27 protein-coding genes, 2 pseudogenes and 2 other annotated features are annotated in these 26116 nt (G+C 40.4%); of the genes and pseudogenes, 7 read left to right on the top strand and 22 right to left on the bottom strand.

What is annotated here, in order from left to right:
* Window positions 1–411 precede the first annotated feature (411 nt).
* Complete coding sequence (locus tag AM592_RS10405) at window positions 412–1146, bottom strand: SDR family oxidoreductase (protein WP_053603747.1); 735 nt, start codon at window positions 1144–1146, stop codon at window positions 412–414.
* A 182-nt stretch (window positions 1147–1328) separates the two neighbouring features.
* On the opposite strand from AM592_RS10405, the gene AM592_RS10410 reads away from it, so the two are divergent.
* Window positions 1329–1706, top strand: a complete 378-nt coding sequence (locus AM592_RS10410; RefSeq protein WP_053603748.1) for a MerR family transcriptional regulator — start codon at window positions 1329–1331, stop codon at window positions 1704–1706.
* 167 nt (window positions 1707–1873) lie between these two features.
* Here the strand turns inward: AM592_RS10410 and pheT are convergent, their stop codons facing one another.
* The 3 genes from pheT to AM592_RS10425 form a co-directional block, all read right to left on the bottom strand.
* Window positions 1874–4291, bottom strand: coding sequence for a phenylalanine--tRNA ligase subunit beta (pheT, locus tag AM592_RS10415; RefSeq protein WP_053603749.1), 2418 nt, complete (start codon window positions 4289–4291; stop codon window positions 1874–1876).
* Window positions 4292–4306: 15 nt separating this feature from the next.
* Window positions 4307–5341, bottom strand: coding sequence for a phenylalanine--tRNA ligase subunit alpha (gene pheS / locus AM592_RS10420; protein ID WP_053603750.1), 1035 nt, complete (start codon window positions 5339–5341; stop codon window positions 4307–4309).
* 348 nt (window positions 5342–5689) lie between these two features.
* Window positions 5690–6436, bottom strand: a complete 747-nt coding sequence (locus AM592_RS10425) for a TrmH family RNA methyltransferase (RefSeq protein ID WP_053603751.1) — start codon at window positions 6434–6436, stop codon at window positions 5690–5692.
* A 124-nt stretch (window positions 6437–6560) separates the two neighbouring features.
* On the opposite strand from AM592_RS10425, the gene sspI reads away from it, so the two are divergent.
* Window positions 6561–6773 carry a small acid-soluble spore protein SspI gene (sspI, locus tag AM592_RS10430; protein ID WP_053603752.1) on the top strand — a complete coding sequence of 71 codons (213 nt, stop codon included), beginning with the start codon at window positions 6561–6563 and terminating at the stop codon, window positions 6771–6773.
* A 43-nt stretch (window positions 6774–6816) separates the two neighbouring features.
* Here sspI and cstA read toward each other — a convergent pair whose 3' ends face one another.
* The 6 genes and pseudogenes from cstA to AM592_RS10455 form a co-directional block, all read right to left on the bottom strand.
* Window positions 6817–8613, bottom strand: a complete 1797-nt coding sequence (gene cstA / locus AM592_RS10435; RefSeq protein WP_053603753.1) for a carbon starvation protein CstA — start codon at window positions 8611–8613, stop codon at window positions 6817–6819.
* Window positions 8614–8717: 104 nt separating this feature from the next.
* Entirely contained in the window at window positions 8718–9806 is a 1089-nt protein-coding gene (locus tag AM592_RS10440) for a M42 family metallopeptidase (RefSeq protein WP_053603754.1), read from the bottom strand.
* 312 nt (window positions 9807–10118) lie between these two features.
* Window positions 10119–10367: an alanyl-tRNA editing protein gene (locus AM592_RS25355; RefSeq protein WP_376773415.1), complete on the bottom strand. Its 249-nt coding sequence runs from the start codon at window positions 10365–10367 to the stop codon at window positions 10119–10121.
* 120 nt (window positions 10368–10487) lie between these two features.
* Window positions 10488–10637 (bottom strand): annotated as a pseudogene (locus tag AM592_RS25360) (alanyl-tRNA editing protein); the annotation flags it as partial.
* Between the two features lie 124 nt (window positions 10638–10761).
* Window positions 10762–11376: pseudogene (locus AM592_RS24975) on the bottom strand (LysE family translocator).
* Between the two features lies 1 nt (window position 11377).
* A complete protein-coding gene (locus tag AM592_RS10455) occupies window positions 11378–11665 on the bottom strand; it encodes a hypothetical protein (RefSeq protein WP_053603755.1) in 288 nt (95 codons plus the stop codon).
* Window positions 11666–11827: 162 nt separating this feature from the next.
* Here AM592_RS10455 and AM592_RS24140 point away from each other — a divergent pair, with 162 nt between their 5' ends.
* Window positions 11828–12052 (top strand): hypothetical protein, encoded by a 225-nt coding sequence (locus AM592_RS24140; RefSeq protein WP_053603756.1) that lies wholly within the window; start codon window positions 11828–11830, stop codon window positions 12050–12052.
* A gap of 6 nt (window positions 12053–12058) precedes the next feature.
* Here AM592_RS24140 and AM592_RS10465 read toward each other — a convergent pair whose 3' ends face one another.
* From AM592_RS10465 to infC, 4 genes are all read right to left on the bottom strand, one after another.
* Window positions 12059–12316, bottom strand: coding sequence for a DUF1294 domain-containing protein (locus tag AM592_RS10465; RefSeq protein ID WP_082364342.1), 258 nt, complete (start codon window positions 12314–12316; stop codon window positions 12059–12061).
* Between the two features lie 72 nt (window positions 12317–12388).
* Window positions 12389–12745, bottom strand: coding sequence for a 50S ribosomal protein L20 (gene rplT / locus AM592_RS10470; RefSeq protein ID WP_053603757.1), 357 nt, complete (start codon window positions 12743–12745; stop codon window positions 12389–12391).
* A 27-nt stretch (window positions 12746–12772) separates the two neighbouring features.
* Window positions 12773–12973 (bottom strand): 50S ribosomal protein L35, encoded by a 201-nt coding sequence (rpmI, locus tag AM592_RS10475; protein ID WP_053603758.1) that lies wholly within the window; start codon window positions 12971–12973, stop codon window positions 12773–12775.
* A gap of 13 nt (window positions 12974–12986) precedes the next feature.
* Complete coding sequence (gene infC, locus AM592_RS10480; protein WP_082363950.1) at window positions 12987–13508, bottom strand: translation initiation factor IF-3; 522 nt, start codon at window positions 13506–13508, stop codon at window positions 12987–12989.
* Window positions 13509–13578: 70 nt separating this feature from the next.
* Window positions 13579–13714: a sequence feature (ribosomal protein L20 leader region), on the bottom strand.
* Between the two features lie 402 nt (window positions 13715–14116).
* Between infC and AM592_RS10485 the strand changes: the two genes are divergently transcribed.
* Both AM592_RS10485 and AM592_RS10490 read left to right on the top strand, forming a co-directional pair.
* On the top strand, window positions 14117–15574 hold the full coding sequence (locus tag AM592_RS10485; RefSeq protein ID WP_053603760.1) for a UDP-N-acetylmuramoyl-L-alanyl-D-glutamate--2,6-diaminopimelate ligase: 1458 nt from the start codon (window positions 14117–14119) through the stop codon (window positions 15572–15574).
* A gap of 176 nt (window positions 15575–15750) precedes the next feature.
* Window positions 15751–16533, top strand: coding sequence for an HAD family hydrolase (locus AM592_RS10490; protein WP_053603761.1), 783 nt, complete (start codon window positions 15751–15753; stop codon window positions 16531–16533).
* Window positions 16534–16730: 197 nt separating this feature from the next.
* On the opposite strand, the gene AM592_RS10495 is transcribed toward AM592_RS10490, so the two are convergent.
* Both AM592_RS10495 and AM592_RS10500 read right to left on the bottom strand, forming a co-directional pair.
* Complete coding sequence (locus tag AM592_RS10495; RefSeq protein ID WP_245213055.1) at window positions 16731–17198, bottom strand: SRPBCC family protein; 468 nt, start codon at window positions 17196–17198, stop codon at window positions 16731–16733.
* A gap of 51 nt (window positions 17199–17249) precedes the next feature.
* Window positions 17250–17591 carry an ArsR/SmtB family transcription factor gene (locus tag AM592_RS10500; RefSeq protein WP_053603763.1) on the bottom strand — a complete coding sequence of 114 codons (342 nt, stop codon included), beginning with the start codon at window positions 17589–17591 and terminating at the stop codon, window positions 17250–17252.
* Window positions 17592–18036: 445 nt separating this feature from the next.
* On the opposite strand from AM592_RS10500, the gene AM592_RS10505 reads away from it, so the two are divergent.
* Window positions 18037–18702 carry a MerR family transcriptional regulator gene (locus AM592_RS10505; protein WP_098945229.1) on the top strand — a complete coding sequence of 222 codons (666 nt, stop codon included), beginning with the start codon at window positions 18037–18039 and terminating at the stop codon, window positions 18700–18702.
* A gap of 178 nt (window positions 18703–18880) precedes the next feature.
* Entirely contained in the window at window positions 18881–19270 is a 390-nt protein-coding gene (locus AM592_RS10510; protein ID WP_053603764.1) for a hypothetical protein, read from the top strand.
* 114 nt (window positions 19271–19384) lie between these two features.
* Here AM592_RS10510 and thrS read toward each other — a convergent pair whose 3' ends face one another.
* From thrS to AM592_RS10540, 6 genes are all read right to left on the bottom strand, one after another.
* On the bottom strand, window positions 19385–21316 hold the full coding sequence (gene thrS, locus AM592_RS10515; RefSeq protein ID WP_053603765.1) for a threonine--tRNA ligase: 1932 nt from the start codon (window positions 21314–21316) through the stop codon (window positions 19385–19387).
* Window positions 21317–21402: 86 nt separating this feature from the next.
* Window positions 21403–21645, bottom strand: a binding site (T-box leader).
* A gap of 41 nt (window positions 21646–21686) precedes the next feature.
* Entirely contained in the window at window positions 21687–22541 is an 855-nt protein-coding gene (gene ytxC, locus AM592_RS10520) for a putative sporulation protein YtxC (protein ID WP_053603766.1), read from the bottom strand.
* Between the two features lie 138 nt (window positions 22542–22679).
* Window positions 22680–23618 (bottom strand): primosomal protein DnaI, encoded by a 939-nt coding sequence (dnaI, locus tag AM592_RS10525; protein WP_053606067.1) that lies wholly within the window; start codon window positions 23616–23618, stop codon window positions 22680–22682.
* 18 nt (window positions 23619–23636) lie between these two features.
* Window positions 23637–25043 (bottom strand): replication initiation and membrane attachment family protein, encoded by a 1407-nt coding sequence (locus AM592_RS10530; RefSeq protein WP_053603767.1) that lies wholly within the window; start codon window positions 25041–25043, stop codon window positions 23637–23639.
* A 119-nt stretch (window positions 25044–25162) separates the two neighbouring features.
* A complete protein-coding gene (gene nrdR / locus AM592_RS10535) occupies window positions 25163–25621 on the bottom strand; it encodes a transcriptional regulator NrdR (RefSeq protein ID WP_053603768.1) in 459 nt (152 codons plus the stop codon).
* Between the two features lie 33 nt (window positions 25622–25654).
* Window positions 25655–26047: a hypothetical protein gene (locus tag AM592_RS10540; RefSeq protein WP_053603769.1), complete on the bottom strand. Its 393-nt coding sequence runs from the start codon at window positions 26045–26047 to the stop codon at window positions 25655–25657.
* Window positions 26048–26116: the final 69 nt, after the last annotated feature.

Raw genomic sequence — 26116 nt, forward strand, 5'->3', positions numbered from 1 at the left:
TCTCTTTGCGTTGTGATAGCTTTTAAAAATTTTTTTCTCTTTCATTTCACCTTAAAATTGCAACGTATATAATTGATAAAACAGCACTTAATAACAATGATATAAGCCAATCTCTTTTTCCTGTCATCTTAAAAAGGATATTCAAAACTGAACTAATTCCAATCAATAGGAAGAAAAACATCATAATAAGATCCATTTTCCTCAACCTCCCTTTGTTTAATATATCTCCCACTGAATGAAGTTTCATTTTATCCGAACCTTATTGATCATTAAGCATTTTACCAACAACACTGTAACGATTTATGCTTATTTCTTTAAATATTACATTAACAGTTTCTTTAGGTGCATTACTCTTAAATCAGAAAGAAACTCGTAACAGAACATACATACCGTTACGAGTTAAAGATTGATTTAGCCCTGCGCAGTAGGACGGACGATAACCTCATTTACATCAACATCGACCGGCTGATCGATCGCGAAGGCGATAGCGCGTGCGATCGCCTTCGGTGACATTGCAATGTCCCGGTATTCTTCTAACTGAATTTTTATCTCCGAATCTGTCACACTTTCCGAAAAGCTTGTCCGCGTCATGCCAGGCGAAATGATCGTTACACGAAGATTATTGCCAGCTTCCTGACGCAACCCCTCAGAGATGGCACGTACGGCATACTTCGTGCCGGAATAGACTGATTGGTTTGGTACAGTCTTATGTCCTGCTGTAGAAGCGGTGTTGACGAAATGCCCAATACCCTGTTTGCGGAAGACGGGTAGTGCTGCTGCGATGCCGTACAAAACCCCTTTAATGTTAATGTCGATCATCCGCTCCCAATCCTCAACGCGCAGGTCGTCAAGGGGGGAAATGGGCATAACGCCAGCATTGTTTATGAGTACATCAACTTTTCCGTGGGTATTTACAGCGTGTTTCACCAAATTTTCAACATCGTAGCGTTTTGACACATCTGTTACCTGATAGCTAGCTGAACCGCCATTTAAAGTGATGGAAGCGACCAATTCTTCAAGGTTTTGTTTTCTTCTTGCGCCAACAACAACGTGAGCACCTTGCTCTGCCAACAAAGTTGCGGTTGCCTTTCCAATACCACTACTGGCGCCGGTAATGATAATGACTTTGTCTTTAATATTTGACATCATAGCATCTCCTTTATTAGATATTAGAAGTTCTACTTCATGGTAAATTATTATTGTTACTATAAGTCAAGCGCTAATATTTTTATAAGTAAAACATGATTAAACAGATGTTTTTGGTATTTTATTTTCCTTTTTGATACGATTCAATGTATAGTAACTATAACTGAAAAGAGGAGAGTTATATGACATATTCGATGAAATATGTGATGAATCATTTAAATGTGTCTGCTAATACACTTAGATATTATGAAAAAGAAGGGATTTTAAAAAATATTTCTCGTGATTCTAGTGGTCGAAGAATATATAACGATGAAAATATTGAGTCGATAAATTTCATTCGTATTCTAAGATTGACTGGAATGTCTATCGCCAACATAAGGAAGTATTTCGAACTTTACGAATTAGGAGATGATACATTATTACAAAGAAAAGAAATGATGATGCAACATAAATCAAGAGTAAAGAATAAAATTAATGAGTATCTTAATTATTTAGATGTTATTAGTTATAAAGCAGCTATGTATGAACTCAAAGAAAAAGAATATAGACAAAAAATTTAGTCCTATTAAAGCTGCAGTAACATAATAAAACTGAATGCTTATTAAAACGATAAGAATCCATTTTGATCAAACTTTTTTCAAAATGGATTCGTTTTATTATGTCGCTTGCTTAAATTTATAAATTTATAAGCAAAAAAGCTTGCCAGGGTCTACCCGGCAAGCTTCCTTTAATGTCTTAATTTTGCTTGATATGTTTCTTCCAACGTATTCAGTACGTTTTGATGGATGTTTGTTACTTCTTCTTCAGTTAGCGTTTGCTCAGGGTTCAGGTAGGTCAATGAAAAGGCGATTGATTTTTTGCCTGCTTCGACATGCTCGCCTTCGTATACATCAAATACCTTTACTTCTTTAAGAAGAGTTCCTCCTGTTTCTGAAATAACTTTTTCCAGCTGTCCGCTTGATATTGTTTGATCAACGACGAGTGCTATATCCCTTGTCACCGATGGATATCTTGGAATTGTCGTGTACAAAAGTCCGCCTGTTTCTACAGTGAGCAGAGCATTCAGGTCAAGCTCAAAGACGTAGGTTTCGTTCAAGTCGAGCTCTTTTTCATAGCTAGGGTGAAGCTGCCCGACAAAGCCGATTGATTTCTTCCTAAAATAAATTTCAGCCGTGCGGCCCGGATGGAGGTCTTTTTTGTTCGCCTGTACATATTCAATCTCGTCGAGTACGTCAAGCTTGCTGAACAAGCCCTCTGTGATTCCTTTTATGACATAAAAATCGGCTGCTTTTTTCTCGCCCTGCCACAGCTGTTTGTGCCACAACCCGGTAACAAGACCTGCGACATGCTCTTTTTCTACTGGCTTAGCCCCTTCTTCTTCGGACAAATAAACTGAGCCGACTTCATAGAGCGCGACTGAATCCGCCTGCCTTGCAAGATTATAGGCCGCAGTATCAGCCAAATGAGGAAGTAAGCTGTGCCTTAAAATGCTGCGTTCTTCACTCATCGGCATAGACAGCTTCGTTTGATACGATTTCTGAAGGGCAAAGGCTTCTACTTTCCGCTCATTCGTTAACGAATACGTAATCGCTTGGGACAATCCTGCGCCTTCCAAAAATCTTCTGACCTTTCTGCGGTTTGCCTGATATGGCGTTAAACCGGTTGTTGATAGAGAGCTGATAACAGGCAAAGTCGACGGAATGTTGTCATAGCCGTAGAGCCTTGCAACCTCTTCAATGAGGTCTTCTTCAATCGTAATATCTCCTCTTCTTGAAGGCACGGTCACGATCAGCACATTGTCTGCTTCTCCTGTTGAAAAGCCGAGTCTGCGAAAAATATCAACGATTTCTTCCTTTGAAATCGACATGCCAAGGACATTGTTGACCTTTTCAACAGACACATGCACATTATTAGCCTCTATCGTAAGGCTGTCTTGTTCCACGGTACCTGAAAGAACTTCACCGCCGGCATATGCAGCAAGTAACGCAGCCGCGCGATCTGAAGCTAACCGTACCCGGCTTGGATCCAATCCTTTTTCAAACCTCATGCTTGATTCGCTTCGCAGTCCGAGGTCCTTCGATGCCTGACGAACGGTTTGACCGTCAAAATATGCTGACTCGAGCAGTACGGTTGTTGTCTGATCTGTTACTTCAGAATCTGCTCCGCCCATTACTCCCGCTACAGCTGCTGGAACAGAACCGTTTGTAATGACCAAGTGGCGTTCAGACAATGTACGTTCTTGATCATCCAACGTTTGAATCGCTTCATCTTGAAAAGCCTTGCGAACGACAATTTCAGAAGAGCCGAAAGCATCATAATCAAACGCATGGAGCGGCTGCCCGTATTCCAGCATGCAGAAGTTCGTCACATCAACGACGTTATTATGCGGCCTGATACCAGCGTTCATCAGCTTCGTTTGCATCCAAAGCGGCGATGGACCGATTTTCACATTTTTGATCACTTTTGCCGTGTAGAGCGGATTAGCCGATGGATCCTCAACCTTTACAGAGATATAATCGGAGGCTTTTTCCGAGCTGTTTTCATATAAAGCTTCAGGAAGATTAACCTCACGATCTAAAATCGCAGCTACTTCATAAGCAACTCCGAGCATGCTTAAGCAATCCGAACGATTCGGAGTAAGTCCCAGCTCCAAGACTGCGTCATCAAGCATAAGAGCCTCAATAGCGTCGGTGCCTGTCTCTGCATCGCCCGGAAAAACAAAGATTCCCTCCGCGTAATTTTTCGGTACGAGTTTGCCTTCAAATCCGATCTCCTGGAGCGAGCAGATCATTCCGTTCGAAACTTCGCCTCTGAGCTTGGCTTTTTTAATTTTGAAATTCCCAGGGAGAACTGCACCAACTGTGGCGACAGCAACCTTTTGTCCTTTAGCGACATTCGGCGCGCCGCAGATGATTTGAACAGGTTCTTCCTCTCCAAGGTCTACTAAACATTTATTTAATTTATCGGCATTCGGGTGCTGCTCGCATTCAAGGACGTGTCCGACAACCAGACCTTTGATACCGTCACCCTTCCATTCAACAGCTTCCACCTCGATGCCGCTTCTCGTAATTTTTTCAGCTAACAGATCTGGTGTCATTCCTTCCAGATTGACATAATCTCCTAGCCACCTGTATGAAACTAACATGGATTTCTCCTCCTTTTACGCCTGCTTGAATTGAGATAAAAACCGGATATCGTTTGTGTAAAAATGGCGAATATCATCAATGCCGTACTTCAGCATGGCAATTCTCTCCTGTCCCATCCCGAACGCAAATCCTTGGTACTCGTTCGAATCAAATCCTGACATTTCCAGCACATTCGGGTGTACCATGCCGGCGCCGAGCACTTCGATCCAGCCTGTTTGCTTACAAACCGAGCAGCCTTTGCCGCCGCATTTAAAGCACGATACGTCCACCTCAACAGATGGTTCTGTAAACGGGAAAAAGCTTGGACGCAATCTGATTTCGCGGTCTTCACCAAACATTTTTTTCGCAAATAATTCAAGCGTCCCTTTCAGATCACTCATACTGATGTTTTTATCGACAACGAGCCCTTCGATTTGATTAAACTGATGGGAATGAGTGGCATCATCATTATCTCTTCGGTACACCTTGCCGGGGCAGATAATTTTTACAGGACCTTTCCCTTTATGCTTCTCAAGTGTGCGAACTTGAATCGGGGATGTTTGTGTACGAAGCAGGGTGTCCGCCGTAATATAAAAGCTGTCCTGCATATCGCGTGCCGGGTGCTCTTTTGGCAGATTTAATGCTTCAAAATTGTAGTAATCGGTTTCTACTTCAGGTCCTTCTTCTACCGTATATCCCATGCTGATAAATAAATCCTCGAGCTCCTCTGTCACGATCGTCAGCGGGTGTCTTGCCCCTAATTTGACAGGGCTTCCGGGCAGTGTGACATCAATGGCTTGCTCTTCCAATTTCTTTGCGATTTCTGCTTGCTCAAGCGCTTCGTTTTTTTCAGAAATGGCTGAAGCAATCGATTCCCGAACTTCATTGGCGAGCGCCCCCATGACAGGTCTTTCTTCCGCTGAGAGCTTGCCCATCCCGCGCAGAACCTCGGTAATCGGCCCTTTTTTTCCAAGATAGGCTACTCGCACTTCGTTGACTTCTTTTAAAGAGTCCGCCGAAGTGATTTTATCAAGAGCTTCTTTTTCAAGCTGTTTTAACTCTTCCTTCATTGTTTCATCCTCCTTATGCTTAAAACCGTAATTATTTATTCAACAAAAAAACGCCCCTCTTCAAAAAAAGGGACGTTTGTGGCCGCGGTACCACCCTTAAACCAAAGACATGCCTTTGGTAGCTTCATTGACATAACGAAAGATTGCTCTTCCGGTTCACCTTTACACAAACGATGTGGTCCCGGTGACAACTCAAGAGGTGAAAAGTTATTATTTTTTCCATAAAATGCTTTCAGTCAGCGGCATTTATTCCCTGTATGGAGACGAATAATAACAAGTCCTCTATCACGGTTTTTAAAATATTACCTTTATTATAGTGAAAGAGTGATTTAGTTGCAATACCAAACCTTACCCATTTAGATGATAGAGCAAAATTCCTGCAGCAACGGCAACATTTAACGATTCCGATTGCCCATAAATCGGTACATATAAATTTTGGTCGCTCTTTTCCAATAACTCAGGATCTACACCAGCCCCTTCGTTTCCAACGATTAAAGCAAATTGATCGCTGGGGTTGATTTGATTATAGCTGACCGCATCCTGAAGAGCGGTGCCGAATATAGATATTCCCTGCTTTTTTAATTGATCTGTAAATTCGAGAAGATCTCTTTTTTCAAGCAAAAGATGAAAATGCGACCCTTGCGCCGAGCGAAGTGTTTTCGAATTATACGCGTCAACCGTCCCTTTGCCGAGAATCACTCCATCGATCCCCGCAGCATCAGCTGTCCGAATGATCGTCCCTAGATTGCCGGGATCCTGTACAGCATCTACTAATAACCATTTTTCCCCCTTCACTTCAGGTGAACGCTGCATTTGGCAAACAGCCGCAATCTGCTGCGGGGTTTCTGTTTCTGAAATTGCTAAAAAGGCATCTTCGCTTACAACGTAACAATTAATCTGAGGATTCAAATCTTTCGGCAGGTTCGTTTGATCCGTCAAAATGAGTTCTTTGACAGCTCCCTCTGATTTTAAGGCCTCTTCTACCAGATGAAAGCCCTCGACTAAAAAGGTGTTTGTTCTGTCGCGCTCTTTTTTTGTGTGAAGCTTTTTCCACTCTTTCACTTTTTGATTTTTCGCCGATTCAATGTATTTCACGTTTCTTTTCTCCTTTTTCGTTCACGGTTAAGCTTATTCTATCTTATCTTAAGTTACATACATAATAAACCTGAATATGAGAAACAATACATCTATAAAAGCTACATAAAAGGAGAAGATTGTGATGGATTTAAATTTGAGAAAAGCCGTCATTGCCAATGTCACAGGAAATGATCAAGAGCAGATCGAACACACGATTGTTGACGCCATCCAAAGCGGCGAGGAAAAAATGCTTCCCGGACTTGGTGTTTTGTTTGAGGTCTTATGGCAGCATGCATCGGATACCGACAAAAGCGAAATGCTGGAAACACTTGAAAACGGATTAAAGCCTGAATAACAGATTAAAGCCGCTTCCATTAATAGGAGCGGCTTTAATTTTTTTATCCTGGAATCGATGCTTCATAACGAAGATCAGGATTTTTCAAGATTTCTGCCCATTTCTTAATTGCTGTTCCCATAATGACAAGGCCGAGCGCGAGCATAATGATCGATAAAATTCCGTTTAATACACTGTATCCAGCAGCTTCCGGATTCAGATACACATTTTTCACCATCCAGTAGCCGGCATAATTGACTGTTACGTATAAATAAGCAAGCGGAATAAGACACGTCAGCATATAACGCCGTTTATCGGCAATTTTCAAAATCACCGTTGCACCGATAATCAGCCCTACTGAAGCCATCAGCTGGTTGGAAACACCAAATAAGGCCCAAATCGATCCAATATCACCTGAATAAAGAAGATACCCCCACATAAAGCAAGCTAAAGCACTCGCAAAAATAGAAGCCGGAATAGAGTCGGTTTTTTTCAACGGTTTATAGACCTCGCCGAAAAAGTCTTGAATCAAGTATCTTGCCACCCTAGTTCCCGCATCAATCGCTGTTAAAATAAACACAGCTTCGAACATAATAACAAATTGGAAAAAGAATGAGGCAAGATTGCTGAAAAATGGGAGCCCTGTGAAAATGTAGCTCATGCCTACCGCCAGTGTAACCGCACCACCTGTTCTTCCTTCCAAGTCTAGTCCAATTTCCCGGCTAAGCTCTGGCAGATGCTGGACAGTCATCCCAAGAGTGCTGAAAACTTCAGGTGAAGAATTAATCGCAAAATAGTCTGCCGGCTGCAAGGCAGTTGCAGCGATCAAAGCCATGATTCCGACAAGGCACTCTACAAGCATTGCACCGAAGCCGACGACTTTAATATCACTCCATTTGTTCAGCATTTTTGGCGTTGTTCCGGATCCAACGAATGCGTGAAATCCCGAAATCGCTCCGCAGGCGATCGTGATCGAAATAAACGGCCAAACAGGTCCCGCAAGCACTGGTCCGCCTCCATTTACAAACTGAGTAAATGCCGGAAAATGAATCGATGGATTAACGATAAATACACCAATGATTAGAGCAATAAAAACTCCAATCTTCATAAAACTGCTTAAATAATCCCGAGGCGCAAGCAAAAGCCACACAGGAAGCGCCGCCGCAAAAAAAGCATAAACCGGAAGTGCAATTGCAAGCACTTTCGTATCAAGAGTCAACAGATCTCCCAATGCCGTCCCTTGAATTGCCGGACCTAAAAAAACACCGATCATTAATAATATAAATCCTACGGTAGAAGCAAGCTTTAAATTCCCTGTTTTTTTGTAGTAAATCCCTACCCCCATTGCAATTGGGATTGTAATTCCCACGGCAAAGGTTCCCCATGGGTTTCTTTCTAACGCATGAAGGACAACCATGGATAATCCCGCCATTGTGATGACGATAATAAATAACATGGCAAGACCAGTGCAAAAGCCCGCCACCGGTCCGAGCTCATCCTTCGCCACCTCTGAAAGCGATTTTCCTTTCTTGCGCATGGAAGCCAATAGAACAACAGCGTCATGTACGGCTCCCCCAATTACAGCTCCGATTAAAAGCCACAGCAGCCCTGGCAAATATCCAAACTGCGCGGCCAGTATCGGACCAACAAGCGGTCCCGCTGCAGCAATTGCCGCAAAATGATGACCGAAGGATACCCATTTATTCGTCGGCACATAATCCTTGCCATCCTCAAATGTATGCGCAGGCGTTGGTTTTGCATCATCGAGTTTCATTACTTTTACCGCCATAAATGTCCCATATAAACGGTAAGCGATCATTAAGATACACATTGAAGCAATTACAATTGTGATCGCGTTCATAACACCATCCCCCTTTTGCTTGTTCTCTTTTCACTATACCACAACATTGTAAGCGTGTTCATGGATAAAATTTAAAAACCTCTCCTAAAAAAGGAGAGGAGCTATCAGTCTTCATAGGTAAGCTTGTGAACAGTTTCGCTATCAAGCCGTTTGATCACTTCAACAAGCAGTTTGACCGCATTTTCATAATCATCGCGATGAAGCATAGCCGCATGTGTATGAATGTAACGGGTAGCAATTGTGATAGAGAGTGCAGGAACTCCGTTTGCTGTCAAATGAATCGAACCTGAGTCTGTGCCTCCTCCGGCAATTGATTCATACTGATACGGGATTCCGGTTTCATCAGCTGCTCCGACTACAAGCTCCCTAAGACCTTTATGAGAAATCATTGAGGCATCGTAAAGGATAATTTGCGGCCCTTTCCCCATTTTGCTTTGTGCTTCTTTCTCTGATATCCCCGGAGTATCCCCAGCTATCCCTACATCAACAGCAAACCCGATGTCAGGCTGAATCGTATTTGCCGCAGTTTTTGCCCCGCGGAGCCCGACCTCTTCCTGAACTGTTCCTACCCCGTAGACAACGTTCGGATGATCCACACCCTTCAGGCCTTTCAAAACATCAATGGCGATCGCACAGCCGATCCGGTTATCCCAAGCTTTGGCTAGAAGAAATTTTTCATTGTTCATTACAGTGAATTCAAAATACGGAACGATTTGATCACCGGGCAGTACACCCCACTCCATCGCTTCTTCCCTGCTTGTTGCACCGATATCTATAAACATATCCTTGATGTCCACAGGCTTTTTTCGTGCTTCAGGAGGCAAAATGTGCGGAGGCTTCGAGCCGATGACACCTGTGATGTCTCCTTTTTTCCCTACAATTGTTACACGCTGGGCAAGCATCACCTGTGACCACCATCCGCCAGTCGTTTGAAAGCGAATGAAGCCCTTGTCATCAATTTGCGTCACCATAAAACCTACTTCGTCCAAGTGACCGGCGATCATAATTTTTGGGCCGCCTTCTTTTCCGGTCTTTTTCGCAATTAGGCTTCCCAGCCGGTCCGTCGTCACTTCATCAGAAAAAGGTTCGATATATGACCTCATGACCTTTCTCGGTTCGCTTTCATTTCCAGGAATCCCTTTTGCGTCAGTTAACTCCTTAAGCATTTTCAATGTTTCATCCAGTTTAGCCATTTATGTATAACCTCCCTTTTCTTTATGATCCTTATTATACAGAAACACGGCAGACTCATTCGACTAATTGCTTTTTAGATAAGAAAATTTTTTATAAGGCCCAGTATATCTTGTATATAACGGAAGAAAAAATAGGAAGGCGATCTCCTTCCTCCCTTACACTTACACGATCCGACATAGCACACTGTCCTCTCTTTAGATTCATTTAATTTCACCTTGTTTTTAGTCAGTAATAGTTATACCAATTCTTTTTATATGTGGACCCTTATTTTTGATTTTATTGATTGAAAATGCACCTATTTCTTTTGTTGATTACACGTGAGTGCCGCCACACGCTTGTTCATCTAGATCACTGATAGCTACAAACCTAATAGTTTGTATGGAGGATGGCAGTAAATTGATAACAGTCTTGGTGGAGCCTGGGGTTTTCTCAACCTCTTCTCTTGGAAGGCTGCGAGTTGAAATCAAATGATTTTCTTCTATAATTTCATGAATATCTTTTTCCATTATAGCGAAATAGTCTTCTGGAACAGCCCCTTCAAATTTAATATCAATTCTCACTCGATTATCCTCATAAATCTCATTACTTGTAGCTAAAGCTCCGAATTCATTATAAAGATGGCCCGCAATGACATGTAAAAGAGTATGGTACCTCATAAATCTGTATCGTCGATCCCAATTGATTTGGGCTGTTACCTCTCCTACAGATAGGTTTGTAGCATCATCTAGGTAATGAACAATTTCACCCTGTTCTCTTTTTACTTGTGTAACTTCGAATTCATAATCTCCTTGCTTTAAAACACCTGTATCAAACGGTTGTCCCCCGCCAGTTGGATAAAAACAGTCTGGTTTAAAATTACTTTATTATCGCTAATTTCTTTAATAACGGTTTTACAACTAACTTGTCTGATAACTGTTCTCTAAAAATAATTCTTTTTCCATGTGTCATTTCTCCTTATCCATGAATAGTTGAATAGACAATAAATACTGCAAAATAAATCAAAATAACCCCTAAGCCTCGATCGAACCAATGGCTGTATCGTTCATAAAAAGTTCTAAATTTTTGATAAGAAATGACGGTCGAAATAAACGTAAACCATAGACCGACTGCTATAACGATTTCAGTTCCATAAATCCAACTAGCCGTATCAGCTGAAATAAATTGGGAAAAACACTTAAGAAAAAGAGTGCAGCTTTCGGATTTAATACATTACATATAAACCCCTCACGAAAACCTTGTTTTACGTTCTTATCCAATTCTTGCTTTTGATCCAGTGCCGGATTGTTCTTTATTTTGCTTAACAGATTTAATGGCATGGAATCCTAACCATAATAAATAAAGGGAACCTGCTAATTTAATAGTTATAAATATACTCGGTAATTTTTCAATAATATAAGTGAAACCTAAAATCGTGTATGTTATATGAACAAATAAGGCTGAAGCAATACCTAACGCTGTTGCAATCCCTAAACGCCGACCAAATCCTAAGCTATTTTTCATCACAAGAAAAAAGTCTGGTCCAGGAGAGAGACCAGATAAGATGCCAATTAAAAATATTTGCAAAAACATATTAGTCTTCTCCTTTTTTACTTTTTTTATTTAAAAGCTCATTCGTCACAATATAGAAGAGATCTGAATCACCTTTCCAAATCTGATTCATTTTTTCTTCTGAAGAGTGCTTACTCATAACTTTCATCATAATATCGTGACGGATATACTCCTTAGCCAATAACACCAACATAAGATCTTGTGTATGCACGGCTGACGGAACCAAGCAAGCCCTTTGAACTTGGATGTTTTTTCTATTGCATACTCTATTCATTTTTAGTTCACAATACACAGATTCAGAGAAATTCAAGAAGTCCAAATCCTTTGAAACATACACGTTATTACAGGTGAATAAAAAAGCACTATTTTATTCATTTTATTTTTAGAAAGAAGTCACTATTTCGGCTGCTCTCTTTTTCTATAGGACTTATGAAATTATGAAAGAACCTGTTCAGTTAACGGAGTAATTTAGATGTATCAAGAATATACACTGTGGAATGATAAAGTCCATAAAAGTGGTAGAAGGTCATTCACATCAAGAAGAAAGAAATTGTTAGGCATCACAGATCGTGATATTTTTTCTATGCAATTGTTAGATAAAGAATCACTTCAAAAACGTGATTTAAAGCTGTATTCAATCTTAAAAGATGAGTTTGCTCTTTGCCCGGCATACAAAAAAGACCAGATCAGCATCTGATTTGGTCTAATAGAACATGAAATAATAAACACCAAGCCCCACGTGCAAAATAAAGCACACCGGGACTCCGAGCCGAAAGCTTATGTGCTTCGTTTTATGCCGGAAGTAATACATGCCGGCACCGATGCCAGCTGATCCAAAAAGCAGGCATACCACCCAAAGATGCGACTCGGAAATCCGCCATTTGTGTTCGCGTGCCCTTTTTTTATCAATTCCCATCAAAGTGTACCCATAAAGATTGATAAGGACGATGAATAGAGCGATATAATACAAGGAACGTCACCTCGGAGTCATTTAAAACTGAAAAAGCCACCCAAATCGAGTGGCTTTTCGTCATTATTTAAGTTTTGATTTTGCTGCATCAGCAAGCTGATTGAATGCAGAAAGATCGTTCACTGCAAGATCAGCAAGCATTTTGCGGTTCACTTCGATTTCAGCAAGCTTTAAGCCATGCATTAAACGGCTGTAAGAAAGACCGTTCATTCGCGCTGCTGCATTAATACGAGTGATCCAAAGCTTACGGAAATCGCGTTTTTTCTGACGGCGATCTCTGAAAGCGTAATTGTATGATTTCATAACTTGCTGATTAGCAACTTTGTATAATGTATGTTTTGAACCAAAATAACCTTTGGCTAATTTAAGAACCTTTTTACGGCGTTTACGTGTAACTGTTCCACCTTTTACTCTAGGCATTGGAATTCCCTCCTACTAATTTTCGAATTATTTCATGTTAGCAAGCATTTGCTTGATGCGTTTGAAATCTCCAGCGCTCACCATGGCACTTTTACGAAGCTTTCTTTTTTGTTTTTGTGACTTGTTGGCAAACATATGGCTTCTGAATGAATGAGAACGTTTCAACTTTCCGGAACCTGTTCTTTTAAAACGCTTAGCAGATCCACGATGAGTTTTCATTTTTGGCATAGATGTTTCCTCCTTATTGCTTTTCGTTTTTAGGCGCTAACATTAAGAACATGCTGCGGCCGTCCATTTTCGGTTTCGTTTCAACTGTCGCCACTTCCTCGCATGCTTCAGAAAAACGATCCAAAACGCGCTGGCCGATTTCTTTATGGGTAATCGCACGACCTTTAAAGCGGATCGAAGCTTTCACTTTATCCCCTTTTTGCAGGAATTTAATGGCGTTGCGCAACTTCGTATTAAAGTCATGCTCGTCGATTGTGGGACTTAACCGAACTTCTTTTAAGTTAATGATTTTTTGATTTTTACGTGCTTCTTTATCCTTCTTCTGCTGTTCAAATCTAAACTTCCCGTAATCCATGATTCTGCATACAGGCGGTTTGGCATTTGCAGCAACTAATACAAGGTCAAGATTTGCCCGACCGGCAATTTCTAGCGCTTCCTGGCGGGATTTAATTCCCAACTGATCGCCATTTTGCCCAATCAAACGTACTTCACGTGCACGGATACCCTCATTAACCAATTGATCTTTGCTAATAATTAGCCACCTCCATAGAATGTTTGAATTGATTCACAACTTTAGCTTTTGACTTTTTCATTGTATCTTTACAGGCAAACAAAAAGTGCGGGCACCACAGACGGCACCCACACTCGAACATTTAAGGAAATAATTAAAAATGTACGGTTAACCTGCCAACTACAAGAATGTGTCAATCAGGTGAGAAGCGGGTGCTTCTTCTTGTGATGTATATTCAATTCTCACTTAGTTTACACGAAGTTAGATAAACAGTCAAGAAACACTTCTTTAATGCAACTTTTTTAGTTTAGCATGGAAGAATTGGAGATGCAAGGGATTTTCGTTTCATATCCTGATTGCAGCAGTGAATAAAGTACCCTAATGGAACAGGAACTCGGGCTCCGGATACTGGTGTGATAATTGATCGTTTTATGAATTGCATATGATTTTATTTCATTGAAAATCACCCTCCCTTGAAAAATGAAAAAACAACACCGTCTCTGACTAATTTTTATCAATAGAATAATAATTTTAAGAGTATATTGCACTTTCAATTCTACACAAATTTCACATAATTTAATTTTTAATGTCGATAATAACGTTAAAAAATGTATTGAGGAGTAAATGCCTTTATGAATTTGCATCCTTTGATTAAAGGAATAGGGAATGATGATGGCAATATAAAATTAATCGCCGATAGAAAAATTAGAGGTGTTACCGATACTTCCAAAAACGTCCAAGACGGGTATTTATTCGTAGCAATCAAGGGCAATACTGCAGATGGTCATTCCTATATTCAAGAAGCTGTATCGAAAGGTGCTGTTGCTGTTGTCGGAGAAGAAGAAATAAGTAACCTTTCTGTGCCTTATATAAAAGTTGATAACACTAGAAAAGCATTAGGTATCATTGCGAAAGAGTTTTATGGAAATCCTTCGAACGATAAAATAATGATTGGTTTAACCGGGACAAATGGTAAAACTACTACAAGTTTTTTAATTAAACATATTCTTGAACAAAATGGCTTTTCTTGTTCCTTAATTGGAACAATTCATTACGTTATTAATGGAGAACAAATAGCAGCCGTTAATACCACACCAAGTTCTCTAGTATTAAATGATCTGCTTTCTAAAAGTAAAGATGAAGTTGTTATTATGGAGCTTTCATCCCACGGGTTATCTCAATATCGAGCAGAAGGCATGGAATTTAATATTTGCATATTTACAAATTTAACTCATGATCATTTGGACTATCATACATCCATGGAAAATTACTTTGAATCTAAAGCAAGTCTTTTTAAAAAAATTAAAAGTAATGGACAAGCAATTATTAATATAGATGATATCTGGGGAGAGAAGTTGGCGAATATATTGAAAGATCAAGGAGAGAGGGAGGTATACACAATAGGGAAATCTCCTGGCTCAGATCTTAAAATACATTCCGCACATATAACAAGTACAAGGATCTCAGATCACTCAGAGGAATTTGAAATTCAACTTCCAATGGCAGGTTTACATAACTTATATAATGCCGTAATGGCATTTGCAGTTGCCGAGCAGTTTAGAATAAGAAAAGATAAAATCGTTTCAGCAATTGAAAGTTTTCAAGGAGTCCCAGGTCGATTTGAAAATTATAAGTATAAAAACGGAGCAATGATAGTTATAGACTATGCACATACAGCAGATGCGATATTTCATTGTTTAAAGACTGCTAAAGACTGTGGAGCTAACAGACTTTTTCATGTTTATGGATTTAGAGGTAATAGGGACGTCAGTAAGAGAAAAGAAATGCTCAAAATTTCATCTGAACTAAGTGATAAATATATTTTAACATTTGATGATTTAAATGGCGTACCTCATGAAGAAATGAGAGCTTCACTCGAAATTTTAAATAAAGAATTCGGTAATGAAAAAGGTATAATCATTCCAGATCGAACGGAAGCTATTACTTTTGCTCTAAATCTGTGCAGTAAACAGGATTGGGTTGTGATTACTGGAAAAGGCCATGAAAAATATCAGCATATTTTTTCATTACGAACTTCCTCAGATCTTGAAACAGTAAAATATTTGAACAGTAAATTTTTTAGTGAATGAAATTATTTATTTTTTTTAGATTATCCCACAGATAATAAAGTGAACCTTCAATCAGTGAGGGGTTACTGCCCGTTAATACGGGATAAAAAGAATTGCCAGAAAAATTTCACCTTTATCATCCTCACCACCTATTGTAAAATAAACAACGAATATAGAATAAACCTGAGGAGACGAATATGAGAGCCGTATTTTTTGATTTGGATGATACCCTTTTATGGGATGAGAAAAGCGTAAGTACAACTTTTTATCACACATGTCTTGAAGCAGAAAAGAAGTATGGACTTGATCCGAAAGAATTTGAAGAAACTGTGCGCGAGGCGGCAAGAGACCTGTATATGACATATGAAACTTACCCGTACACAGTCATGATCGGCATCAATCCTTTCGAAGGTCTTTGGTCCAATTTTAGTGAACCAATCAGCGAAGGCTTTAAGAAGTTAAACAAAATCGCACCCGAATACAGAAGAAATGCTTGGACAAATGGCTTGAAGGCTGCCGGCATTGACGATCCGGAATTCGGGGCTTACTTAGCCCAGTTTTTTGCTGACGAACGCAGAAGGCGGCCGTACGTCTATGACGAAACATTCGCTGTGCTTGATCAACTGAAAGGAAAGTACGAGCTTTTGCTTTTGACAAACGGCGATCCAAGCCTGCAGAAGGAAAAGCTTGCCGGAGTTCCAGAGCTTGCGCCGTATTTCAATGAAATTGTCATTTCCGGCGATTTTGGAAAAGGAAAGCCCGATCCCGGAATTTTCGAACACTGTCTCGATCTGATGGGACTTTCGAAGGAAGACGCCATTATGGTTGGAGACAATTTGAACACGGATATCCTCGGAGCTTCCAGAGCAGGTGTCAAAACAGTATGGGTTAATCGAAACAGCAAAACGAATGAAACGGAAGTCAAGCCGGATTACGAAATCAGCCATTTGGAAGAGCTGTTTCCGATTCTTGGCGAATAAACGAGACTGGGAGTGACTGCTAGTGTGGGGTCACTCCCTTTTGAGATTTATTTTGTGAAAACTTCAGTGCTTTGAAAACTCCTCATCAAATACGCAAAACCCCTGTTCTTATTTTAAGAAGGGGGTAAAAAAATAAAACGGATTATTTTTTTCGTAATCGCGCCAATTTGTTCATAATCGAGTTCTCTGAACGATTTTTAGCCTTTATAACTAACTTTTCCTGTCTCAACTAATTCCTTCAGCCCCATAAACATTAAATTCCAGCCATGTTCAGAGCCTTCGTGATACTCTCTAAGAGCTTTTTCGATATCAGATTTTGTCCAATTTTCTTCATGAGGAACGATGATGTTTTGTGTAAATGTCATTTCACAGCCTTGCTGAATTTCTTTTAGCTCAACTGTAATTGTATCTTCTAATTCGCTAAATTGCGGCATCTTAAAAGTAAACACTAATTTAGTTGGAGGAACAATTTCTAGATACTCCCCGATCGCTCGATAATCTTTTCCATCTCGATGATCAACAATTTCCCATGTACCTCCTACTTGAGGATTATTTTGAGCCACCTTATTTGTCCCTTCTAATGTAAAGAACCATTTTCTCATCATCTCTTGGTTCAGCCATGCATCAAAAACTCTTTCTGGTGCTACATCAAAAATCCTTGTCATTTTTAAAGTGGTTGTTGAAAAATTTTTCACCTTAATCCTCCTATATGTAGATTAATGTTCTTTCTTTTTTGCTTTCAATAGCTCATTTTCAAGAATATCAAAACGATTACTCCAAAATCTCTCATAAAAACGCAGCCATTCTGTAGCTTGAGATAATGATTCGGTGTTTAAGCGGCATAAGTGTGTTCTTCCATTAACCTTCCTTTCGACTAAGTTTGCTCGCTCCAGAACCTTTAAATGCTTCGAAATGGCAGCCAGAGACATATCAAAAGGCTCTGCTAATTCAGATACTGTCCTTTCTTTTTGAGACATCATATGGACCATTTCTCTTCTCGTTGAATCAGCTAGAGCATGAAATATTTCATTTAAATGATCTTTATTATCGTTAACCATGTAGTTAAATATAGCAGAATCCCCGATTATACTCAACTGATCAGTTAAAATATAAACAATACATCCTTTAATGATAATTCCACCCTTTATTGGAATAACATTACTAACGTTTTAGCGACTTTATTATCAATTGAAAAATATTTATTAGAATCTCTTGACCCCTCCCTAAGAGGAGACTTTACGATCTTTATTAGAGGTGATGAAAATACTTTATACGGTAACAGAAATCTCAGAAGCAGCAAATGTAACGATCAAAACGCTTTATCACTATCACAAAATCGGTCTTTAATCCCGCATCACCGGGCAGTAAGACCCCCACCTCGGAGATTTCATGTATCCTCAGAAGTCTAGATGGGGGGATCAACTGCCCGTAAAAGCCCGATTAGTTCACCTAACAATCAGTGGGGGACAAGCAAAAACCCCCACTGATTGAAGGTTCACTTTATTGCCATACAAAGTGAATGATGCCGGCTATCGCTTTTATGGAATAAAAGAACTGGAACGATTGCAGCAAATCTTATTTTATCGTGAGCTAGACTTCCCTCTGAAAAAAATAAAACATATTTTAGATGGCAAATCTGATCGAGTAACGATTTTATCTAACCAGAAAGAGCTTCTGCTTGCCCAAATCAGAAAAACCAAGCGCTTGGTGCAGACGATAGACGAAACGATTGATCATGCCATGAAAGGAGAAAAAATGAAAAAATCAGATATGTTTAAAGGATTTAAAAGTGAAAATGAGTGGAAAGAGGCATTACAAGAGCAAAACACTCATCTGGTAGAAAATTATGGTTACGATTTAATTGAAGATCAAGACATAGATGTTGATTCATTAAATGAATCTGCTATTGAAGCCCAACAATTTATGGAACACATGGCAGATGCATTAAAGAACGGGGTAACGCACGATGACGCAGAAGTGCGCTCCTTAATTAGTAAACACATCCGCTTCTTAAATGAACATAGTCAAAACATAGAAGCAGAAGATTTCGTAGCGCAAACCAAATTCTTTTTGACCGATGATTTTCATCGTCAAATGATTGAATCAAATCAGACAGGGCTCTCCTACTTTCTTTACGTAGCGGCAGAGTCATTTGCAGCAGCTAAATAACGACCATTTTTTGAATAAATCCGACCATTATGACGATATTTCATCCCATTATTTAATTTATCCGACCGTGGACAAATTCACTTGAAAAACATCGAGACTTCCTTCGATGTTTTTTTTACAGGAATTTAATGATAAGACAACGAATTTAAGGTGAGTAGTATCAATCGGAGGCCGATCGATGAAATATTTACAAAGTGAGTTCACTCCAGATTTGAAGGAAAAGATTAATCGTACTGAAGAGCAATTAAAAGCCCATTTAGAAAAATTGGTAAGTGAGTATAATTCTGTTTTCACCAATAAAAATTTAGATTTTGAAGCTGGAATCGAAATAGAGGGAAGCGACCCCTTTCAGCCTGGATACCATTCATCCATTTCAATAGGAATAGCTGATGAAAGCAATGAACTACTAGATATACATATCATAAATATATGGGAGTGCGAAAGTTATTTCTTAGGATTACCGATTTCAAGAAACATTCCTGGCAGTAAGATTGCCGGTGAATTTCTTGATGAATCATTTGAAGATATATTAATGGAATTAAATGAGTACATTGAAGAACAATTATAATTAGATTAATAAAATAGTCGTTTAATCGGGTACAAACAGATAAGAAAACAGGCCTATCCTCTGCTTTCGGATAGGCCTGCATTTTTGTCCCTGCCAAAGAAAAGGACCATGTACTTACTTCTTCAACTCACCAGAAATCTTTGCAACAAACTCTTCCAGCGAAACAGTTTCGGACTTTTGCTCTCCGTATTTCCGGATGTTTACAGCGCCGTCTTTTGATTCTTGATCGCCGACGACGAGCATATACGGGATTTTTTGCATTTGTGCTTCACGGATTTTGTAGCCGATCTTCTCATCGCGGAAATCAACCTCAACGCGCATTCCCTCGCGCTGCAGACGAGCTTCCACCTGCTTTGCGTAGTCAAGGTGTACGCTAGGAGATACAGGAATAATCTCGGCTTGTACCGGTGCAAGCCACGTAGGAAGAGCTCCTTTGTATTCTTCAATTAAGAAGGCAACGAAGCGTTCCATTGTCGACACGACGCCTCTGTGAATGACGACTGGGCGGTGCTGCTTTCCGTCTTCACCGATATAGGTTAAATCAAAGCGTTCCGGCAAAAGGAAGTCCAACTGCACGGTAGAAAGGGTTTCTTCCTTGCCGAGAGCAGTTTTAACCTGAACGTCGAGTTTCGGGCCGTAGAACGCAGCTTCTCCGTCTGCTTCAAAATAATCATGGCCGAGTTCATCCATTGCATCCTTTAACATCGCCTGGGCTTTATTCCACATCTCATCATCATCAAAATACTTTTCTTTGTCTTCTGGATCGCGATAAGACAAACGGAAGGAATAATTCTCAAATCCAAAGTCCTTATAGACCTCTTCAATCAAATGCACAGTACGGATAAACTCATCTTTAATTTGATCAGGACGTACAAAGATATGGGCATCATTCAGCGTCATGCCGCGAACCCGCTGAAGGCCTGACAATGCGCCGGACATTTCATAACGGTGCATCGTGCCAAGCTCGGCAATCCGGATCGGCAGCTCACGATAGCTGTGTATGTCGTTTTTATAGACCATCATATGATGCGGGCAGTTCATTGGGCGAAGAACCAGATCCTCGTTGTCCATTTCCATGATCGGGAACATATCATCCTGATAATGGTCCCAGTGGCCTGAGGTTTTGTATAGATCTACGCTGGCCAAAACCGGAGTATAGACATGCTCATAGCCAAGGGTGACCTCTTTGTCTACGATGTACCTTTCGATCGTGCGCCTGATGGTTGCGCCCTTCGGCAGCCAAAGTGGAAGCCCCTGGCCAACCTTTTGCGAATTGGCAAACAGCTTTAGCTCCTTACCGAGCTTTCTATGGTCGCGCTCCTTGGCTTCTTCAAGCAGGCGCAAATGCTCTTTTAATTCTTCCTTCTTGAAGAAGGCTGTACCGTAGATTCTTTGCAGCATTTGGTTGTTGCTGTCTCCGCGCCAGTAAGCTCCGGCCAGACTCAGCAGTTTAAATTCTTTGATTTTTCCGGTTGATGGTACGTGAACGCCGCGGCAAAGGTCAAAAAATTCTCCTTGCTCATAGATGGTTACTTTTTCGCCTTCAGGAATGGCATCCAATAGCTCAAGCTTTAACGGATCTTCGATTTCTGCAAACCTCCGCTTCGCTTCATCGCGGGAAACCTCCACACGTACAATCGGAAGATTTTCGTTAATAATTTTCTTCATTTCTTTTTCGATTGCTGGAAGATCCTCAGGCGTGATAGACTCCTCCAAATCAATATCGTAGTAAAAGCCACTTTCAATGACAGGCCCTACTCCTAATCTCACGTTCCCATATAAGCGTTTAATCGCCTGAGCCATTAAGTGAGCGGTGCTGTGCCTCATAATTTCCAATGCTTCATCCGATTTATCGGTAACGATCTCAATGGCGCCGTCTTCTTCAATTGGCGTTTTTAAATCAATGAGCGATCCATTTAATTTCCCGGCCAGAGCTTTTTTCCGGAGTCCCGGACTGATTGATGCCGCGATATCCTCTGTTGTTGTGGTTTTTTTAAACTCCCCCTCTGCGCCATCGGGAAATGTGATTTTTACCATATCTGACATCTTTGTCACTCCTTTTCTTATATAAAAAAACGCCCGTCCCCTAATAGAGAACAGGCGTTTATGCAAAATAAAAAGCCCGTCCCTATGAAAGGGACGAGGCTTGATTAACGGAATCGTGGTTCCACCCTTTTTCCTGCAGAGCTAAAACCATTCTCTGCAGCTTTTCATCAGTAACGGGAACTCCCGTCAGCCATTACTAGACTTAGTCGTTTACAGCTGATGTTCAAAGGTGGTAAGAAACATGCTCCTGATTAGGAAGCTTTCAGCCGATGGCTTCCCTCTCTACAAATCGGTGTACAAATTACTCGTGTCCTTATCAAAACATTTCTATGCAAGTGTATCCGTATTATAAATCGTTTTTTCACGAAAATCAAGAAGGTTCTTTTGATTGCTTAAAAAAAACCGTACGCTCCTTGAACGCTTTAAGACTGTATAAGCGGACTCTTTCTTGAAAAATGTTTTGAATCGTTTGTATCATTGCATGTTCAATATCCTTCGTGTAGATCTCAATTTGCAATGGGGCAATGCTGACAAGAGGCGCTAACAACAGGGAATCAATATACATTGGGTGTTCTTTTATAAACTGCCGGTCTATGTATTTTTTCTTTTCTTTTTCTGACATATATCTCAGTTCCCATATGGCGAATTGGTGATCATGGACGATATGAACCTTCTCCAGCTTTGGTTCGTTTTTATGCACATAATCTCGGAGCGATTGAATGAAGTTTTGGTATTCCTGCTCCATCTTGTATTCCTCTATCGCGGACTCCACATACTCCCTAAGCCGTTCATGATATTGCGCTAAACGAAACGTCATAAAGGAGCGGATGGAAAAGCTGCCTGATGACAAAGGAATTTGTGCTAATTCTTGATGAATATAACGCTCTCTGGGAGGTTTATCTTGAAGAGAGGGAATGACGACATCACCCTCAATTACGCTGTGTGCCAAATGAAGAATTTGTTGCTGCTCTTCGTGGTCGAGAAAATAATAATTTCCTTTAATGATGGCTGTAAGACATTCGTTTTCCTTGCATTCTAAAATGAATTGCGCCACTAAAGGCTTCACGAATTCTTCAATGCTTATAGAAGGCTCAGAAATTTGTATGCCTATTTTGTTCGTTCCTTTATGGATCACTACAGGATACAGGATTTGTGCGGCAGCTATATTTACATTTTGTAAAAACGCTGCGGTATCATGATCGTTTTCAAAGATAATTTCCAGCATATTTGTCCCCCCTAACAACATCTGTTACATGTATATGGGACAAACAAAAAAATAGACCTAAATTTATGCCGGATCCAAACTGCACCAAGCCTCACTGTTTGAAAAAAAACAGCTCCTCTTTAAAAGAAAGGAGCTGCTTCAATTATTTTTTCGGCGATTTTCGCCATCTAGTTTTACAGGCTGTGCCAAGTACAAAATTCTCTCCATGAGTCTTGCTGCTTTGACCCCTTCTTTTTCTCCCCTTTGGGAATAAGTAAAATGGTGCTCCAATTCGTCCGGGGTAAAGTTGGAGGAAAAAAAGGTTGGCAGCTGCTGCGACATGCGATGCTGAAGAATGGTGCCGAACACTTCATCCCTAACCCAGCTGGACATCGATTCTGCACCGATATCATCGAGCATTAAAATAGGGGCTGATTTAACCATTTGCAGCTTTTCTTCAGTTGTCTGATCCTTGAGAGAGTTTTTTAACTCTCTCGTAAATTCCGGAACATAGACCAGCATGGACGAGCAATTTTTATCAGCGAGCTCATTTGCGATTGCTGCTAAAATAAAGGTTTTTCCCACACCGAATTTCCCGTGGAGGTAAATCCCTTTCCCTTTTTTATCCTTTTTATAATTCTCAATAAATGCAGTAAGCTGTTTATAGACATACCTACGACTTGGATCTGTGCCATCAAGATCCCGAGTCGTTGCCTTTAATAGATCTTTTTGCATGTACATGCTTTTGATCATCGCTTGTTGCTTTGCCTCTTTATCCGCCTTACGTTTCGTCTGGCAGACATCATACCTTACATCAATTGTTTTTCCGTTTAAAGTCAGCTCCGGGGTAAAACCCTGAAGCAGGTTTCCGCATTGCTCCAAGCTCGGGCAGCCTTCACAAGATTTGTTTTGCTGGACAAACTCGTAAAGCTTATTTAAGCTTCGTTCAATCATTTCCTCATTGATTTCCTGCTTGTGCTCGTCCATAAACCGCTTCACCTGCGGATTATCCAACACTTTATTCTTCATCTCACGCATACGCTCTTTAAAATCAGTTCGTCCCGTTACTGCCTTTAATGATTGATTTATAGACTCCAACATTCAACACCTCCTTTTTTACTCTCCATTGATCCCTTTAAAAGCTTCAAGCATTTTTCTCTTTTCCTCTTCAGAGTTATCTGAGATCACTGCTGATTCAGAAGATGATGGCTCCTGCTTCTTGTTATCCTTCAGCCAGTCAGGCAGCTTTTCTTCCCGGATCGTTTTCTTGCCGGTATTTCCTGTTTTTTTCCTTCCTTCTGCCCATTCCAAATATTTTCTGTTCTCTTCGATAGCAAGCTGCATCGCCGAAGAGACTGTTTTAATTTGCTTTCGTGCCCAATGAGAAGCAATTTTTAACACATAATTTCGTGTAAGCCTCATATCTGTTTTCAGCAGCACATAGTATATCAATACATTTGTCACGCCCGGCTCAAGCTTCTGATCCAGCATGACTTCCTCTATCAGCTTCAAATCAGATTGAGTCGGTTCGACCCCTCCTGAAATGTCTTTCAGCAGCTTTCTGGGAGAAATAGTGTTTAACTGGTCAATCAGCTCTTGATCCAATGAATCTATTTCACTATTTGCATTTTCAGAGTCTCTTAAATGGAACGGCTGAGTCCTTTCAACAAGATTAGGCAATACTTGTCCACGTTCCAGCTGATACCATTCACTAGCTGACTTACGTAAAGCCTCAGGCTCGATTCTATCCTCTTCGCCAATCGCGCTCATGACAACTTTTTGCATTTGCATCGGGTCGATTCCATATAAAAAGGAAAGTTTAACAATCAGTTCCTTAACAGATCTCGTAAGTGCTTGTTTCGGAATCAGCGTATCAGAAAGACCTGCCTCAAATAACTCAAAATCAAACGTGTCTTTCGATATTGTAATCGATTGGCTTTTTCCAATCTTTAAAAACTCGTCCCCTACATCAGGCGCCAACGAATCAAACACATCATCAGACACCTTCCATTCACTTGGCTGTACAGAGGAGAAAACCTCGCTGAACGGTTTTGTAACATTGACTGCGTTTTCCGATACAGCAGGGTGGGAATACCGTTTTTTCAGCTGTTGAAATTTTTCTTTTCCTATTCGATTGTAAAGAAAAACGTTAAGCATACCGTCTTCAAAGAAATCAACTGGTCTGAGAGGAGCCTGCAACTCGTAAATAAACAGCTTTTCCTCAGCGGATTCCTCCAAATATGTTTTTAGAAGCCCTATTCCCTCTAGCTTTGCCCGTTCTTCATAGATAACATGCAAATTCGTCTGCATCATAGCCATAAGGTGCTTGTGAGTTGCCGTTTTTGCCCAAATACTATGCTGTTCAAGCTCACCCCACATCGTCATATATAAGCTGAATGCGATCGGACCGATTAACGGCTGATATAGCAATGTTAAAATTTGTCTATCTGCATCCTGCAGTAGTGAATTACTTTTCACAATATAAGGATCGATAGGCAGTATGTCTTTCCAATGTGTTCCCATACAATGTCAACCTTCCGATTTTGTTGCTTCTTTCTATTTTACACTGTTTTGCCTGGACATGAAAACTGACGAACTTAAAAAAGCCTGAAGGAATGTCTTCAAGCTTTTATTTTTGCAGTTTATTGCTCTTTTTTAATTAAGTCTTTCAGTTCATCAATAAATACATTAATATCCTTGAATTGGCGATAAACGGACGCGAATCTTACATATGCGACCTCATCTACTTTTGCCAGCCTGTCCATGACCATTTCTCCGATCAGCTCGCTCTTAACCTCCGACACTCCCTGGCTCCTCAGCTCACGTTCGATGTCATTGCATATATCTTCAAGCTGGGTTAAGGCAACATGCCTTTTTTCACAAGCCTTAATAAGCCCCCGCAAGATTTTATCACGGCTGAATTCCTCACGAACACCTTCTTTTTTTACAACAATCAATGGAATTTCTTCCACCTTTTCAAATGTCGTAAATCGAAAGTGGCATTGCTCACACTCGCGCCGTCTTCGAATAGATTTTCCTTCGTCAACTGGACGAGAGTCCAACACCCTTGTCCCTTGATGTTGACAGGAAGGGCACTTCATAACATCAACTCCTGACTATCGCGATTCATTTTTTTACATTTTACCGGTTTGTGATTTGGATAATTTTTGATCTATCCTCTCATACAAGTTGTACACGACCCGCTTGCTGTTGCCAAAGTCACTGGGAAGGCTGGTTTCTGTCAAAACATTAAAATCAACTGCAGTTTCAAACGGGCGCACAGAGACTACTGTAGCCACCAGGAATCCTTTCCGCGGTTTGTGGATGGATGCACTGATCTCCCCTCTGTCTTCACTTACAGAAGTGATTGAAATCCCCTCGAAGGCGTTTAATACTTCAACAACCTCCTGCAATGTTTTTTTCGCATTCGATTTGTAATATCTGCTCTTTAACCTTTCGTCCCAATGCTCGTCTGATGTTTCCGTATTCGTTGTAAAAAAGCTTTGAATAGACCTCATTACACTCATCGTATTTTTCCCCTTTTTCATTCTATTTCTATTTTACAAAAAAATCCGCAAAAGAAAAAGCGGAGAAAA

This window comes from Bacillus gobiensis (assembly GCF_001278705.1).
GTDB classification, from domain to species: domain Bacteria; phylum Bacillota; class Bacilli; order Bacillales; family Bacillaceae; genus Bacillus; species Bacillus gobiensis.

Excerpts from the sequence above, each read along its gene's own strand:
- AM592_RS10405 (WP_053603747.1), bottom strand. The coding sequence starts at position 1,146 with ATGTCAAATATTAAAGACAAAGTCATTATCATTACCGGCGCCAGTAGT.
- AM592_RS10410 (WP_053603748.1), top strand. The coding sequence starts at position 1,329 with ATGACATATTCGATGAAATATGTGATGAATCATTTAAATGTGTCTGCT.
- pheT (WP_053603749.1), bottom strand. The coding sequence starts at position 4,291 with ATGTTAGTTTCATACAGGTGGCTAGGAGATTATGTCAATCTGGAAGGA.
- pheS (WP_053603750.1), bottom strand. The coding sequence starts at position 5,341 with ATGAAGGAAGAGTTAAAACAGCTTGAAAAAGAAGCTCTTGATAAAATC.
- sspI (WP_053603752.1), top strand. The coding sequence starts at position 6,561 with ATGGATTTAAATTTGAGAAAAGCCGTCATTGCCAATGTCACAGGAAAT.
- cstA (WP_053603753.1), bottom strand. The coding sequence starts at position 8,613 with ATGAACGCGATCACAATTGTAATTGCTTCAATGTGTATCTTAATGATC.
- AM592_RS10440 (WP_053603754.1), bottom strand. The coding sequence starts at position 9,806 with ATGGCTAAACTGGATGAAACATTGAAAATGCTTAAGGAGTTAACTGAC.
- AM592_RS24140 (WP_053603756.1), top strand. The coding sequence starts at position 11,828 with ATGTATCAAGAATATACACTGTGGAATGATAAAGTCCATAAAAGTGGT.
- rplT (WP_053603757.1), bottom strand. The coding sequence starts at position 12,745 with ATGCCTAGAGTAAAAGGTGGAACAGTTACACGTAAACGCCGTAAAAAG.
- rpmI (WP_053603758.1), bottom strand. The coding sequence starts at position 12,973 with ATGCCAAAAATGAAAACTCATCGTGGATCTGCTAAGCGTTTTAAAAGA.
- AM592_RS10485 (WP_053603760.1), top strand. The coding sequence starts at position 14,117 with ATGAATTTGCATCCTTTGATTAAAGGAATAGGGAATGATGATGGCAAT.
- AM592_RS10490 (WP_053603761.1), top strand. The coding sequence starts at position 15,751 with ATGAGAGCCGTATTTTTTGATTTGGATGATACCCTTTTATGGGATGAG.
- AM592_RS10495 (WP_245213055.1), bottom strand. The coding sequence starts at position 17,198 with ATGACAAGGATTTTTGATGTAGCACCAGAAAGAGTTTTTGATGCATGG.
- AM592_RS10500 (WP_053603763.1), bottom strand. The coding sequence starts at position 17,591 with ATGGTTAACGATAATAAAGATCATTTAAATGAAATATTTCATGCTCTA.
- AM592_RS10510 (WP_053603764.1), top strand. The coding sequence starts at position 18,881 with ATGAAATATTTACAAAGTGAGTTCACTCCAGATTTGAAGGAAAAGATT.
- thrS (WP_053603765.1), bottom strand. The coding sequence starts at position 21,316 with ATGTCAGATATGGTAAAAATCACATTTCCCGATGGCGCAGAGGGGGAG.
- ytxC (WP_053603766.1), bottom strand. The coding sequence starts at position 22,541 with ATGCTGGAAATTATCTTTGAAAACGATCATGATACCGCAGCGTTTTTA.
- AM592_RS10530 (WP_053603767.1), bottom strand. The coding sequence starts at position 25,043 with ATGGGAACACATTGGAAAGACATACTGCCTATCGATCCTTATATTGTG.
- nrdR (WP_053603768.1), bottom strand. The coding sequence starts at position 25,621 with ATGAAGTGCCCTTCCTGTCAACATCAAGGGACAAGGGTGTTGGACTCT.
- AM592_RS10540 (WP_053603769.1), bottom strand. The coding sequence starts at position 26,047 with ATGAGTGTAATGAGGTCTATTCAAAGCTTTTTTACAACGAATACGGAA.